Source organism: Streptococcus suis (assembly GCF_016743335.1).
GTDB lineage: Bacteria > Bacillota > Bacilli > Lactobacillales > Streptococcaceae > Streptococcus > Streptococcus suis_Y.
In genome coordinates this window covers 1-1,901 of record NZ_WCJE01000086.1, presented here as the reverse complement: position 1 = coordinate 1,901, position 1,901 = coordinate 1, and the positions used below count along the sequence as shown (strand labels likewise).

Here is a 1,901-nt window from a genome sequence, read left to right as displayed (position 1 = left end):
GAAATACTTAGCTCGCAAGCCCTAGCTGAGAGCGTTGGCACCAATGCCAGCTACATCCGCAAGGTGATTGCTCTTTTTCAAAATCAGATGGACAGCAAAATTGAAAAATATGAAAACCTAGTAATCAATTTGGAAACACTAATAAAGATGATATCTGGGCGACATAATTGCATTGACAAGAAAGAAAATACGAAATCTATTTGAATTGAGTTCATAGCTACAAAAATAAAAATCTATGTGGGGAAAATATGTGGGGAAAAGCTGAGGAAATAAAATATAAAACAACTCATAAACTTATTTTAAGTTTTTGAGTTGTTTTTTAGCTTTTTGTATCATAAACACCCCTTGCCCAATTAAGATAGTGAGCACACTTAGTCCAAGAGCGTAGGTCAAAAATAGTTTACTTTCATGGCTATCTGCTTGTCCAAACTGTTTTAACATCATAGTTTGGAGAAAGAATAGTGCAAATAATGAATTAGTGAAACTTATCTGTTTACTAGATTTTTCTCGAGGAGATGGATTTTTTCTATAACGAAACAGACTAGAAAAAGAATTAATAAAATTGATGAATGTGATTAGTGCAGTAAGATAAACTAACAAAGGAAAAGCTGAATTAACCTTGTCCATCCCTTTTGTAACAAAATAGAATATTGATAAAAATACTCCTGATGAAAAGAGGATGAAAACTCCCACTCTGCCATAGTTATTCCAATCTTCTTCCTCGACTTCTTTACGGAAGCGTTTTCCAATTAAAAATTTGACACAGGCAAAAGTTAAATGATAAAAAGCAAATATCAAATACCAAACTGAATGATGAAGGTACCCCGAAATCAGGGATAATAATACATAGACAGCATTATAGAATGTCCCAACTAAAAGTGAGACACGGCTGGTCAAATATGTATTTTGAATAAGAGATACACTATTAACTAGTCTTCGAACAACTTGTACTAGTAGGAGTACGTCAATAACAGCAACTATGCCTGATAAAACACTAGCAAGAATGTTAAATAGACTTCTATCTGGAAGGATTTTAGTGATAACTAAAGCGCCAAAGATGAGCATACAAACATTGGCTAGTAAAAAGTACTGCCAATAATCTTTAACGAACTGTAACTGCTTATCAATTTTTTCCAAAATGATGCTCCTAAAATACAATTTCATGAATGATGCGAATAATGTCATCGACATCGTCTAAACAATCACTTAGCACCCAATCATTTATTATTGCTCGTAGACCGGCTACGTAAAAGCGCGCAGTTAATTCTATTTGCCTAGAATCTTTTATGCCATTGAATTTAAGTCTTTTTGAAAATGTCTTTTCCATATGGTAGGAAAACGTTTCTTCTTTATTAAATTCCCGAGACCTTCCTAGATAGATACGATATAACTTTCTATGTTTTTTGATAAAGAGGAGATATGGCTTTAAATAATAAGTATCCAAAATACTATCTATATCTGAAGTTTGTTGTAGTTTCGTTTGCTCTAACTCATATTCCTCATCGAAAAGTCTAGAAATTCCTTGTAAAGCATCTTCTAAAAGTTCATATTGATGATTATAGTAGGAATAAAATGTTGAACGATGAACGCTAGCTTCTTTACAAATCTTGCTTACTGAAATTTGATCAAGTTCTTGTTGGTCTAATAATTTAATTAGGGCTTGTTGCAATCTTAATGGTGCTTTATTTTCCATAGTTCACTCAAAATTTTGATTAATTTTGATTAATTATAACAAAATCCAACACTTTTTTCAAAACTTGTCGTGTTGCCAGGTGTTACACTAGCGTATAATAGCTACCATAATCGAAAGGAGCTCACAATGACAAAATCACAAAACTTTTATCTAAAAGATACCATACAGAGCAAAAATATTTTTGTTGGAAAATATACCTACTTTGCTA

The 1,901-nt window shown here is 32.3% G+C and carries 2 protein-coding genes and 1 pseudogene; 1 reads left to right on the top strand and 2 read right to left on the bottom strand.

Annotated features, from left to right (window positions below):
* A pseudogene (locus tag F9856_RS12260) lies at nucleotides 1–84 on the top strand (transcriptional regulator); the annotation flags it as partial.
* A 210-nt stretch (nucleotides 85–294) separates the two neighbouring features.
* On the opposite strand, the gene F9856_RS11915 reads toward F9856_RS12260, so the two are convergent.
* Both F9856_RS11915 and F9856_RS11910 read right to left on the bottom strand, forming a co-directional pair.
* Complete coding sequence (locus tag F9856_RS11915; protein WP_202106724.1) at nucleotides 295–1,137, bottom strand: beta-carotene 15,15'-monooxygenase; 843 nt, start codon at nucleotides 1,135–1,137, stop codon at nucleotides 295–297.
* 10 nt (nucleotides 1,138–1,147) lie between these two features.
* Nucleotides 1,148–1,693 (bottom strand): TetR/AcrR family transcriptional regulator, encoded by a 546-nt coding sequence (locus tag F9856_RS11910; protein ID WP_202106723.1) that lies wholly within the window; start codon nucleotides 1,691–1,693, stop codon nucleotides 1,148–1,150.
* Nucleotides 1,694–1,901 lie beyond the last annotated feature (208 nt).

Bases quoted from the DNA above. Each gene is read 5' to 3' on its own strand.
- F9856_RS11910 (WP_202106723.1), bottom strand. From the start codon at position 1,693: ATGGAAAATAAAGCACCATTAAGATTGCAACAAGCCCTAATTAAATTA.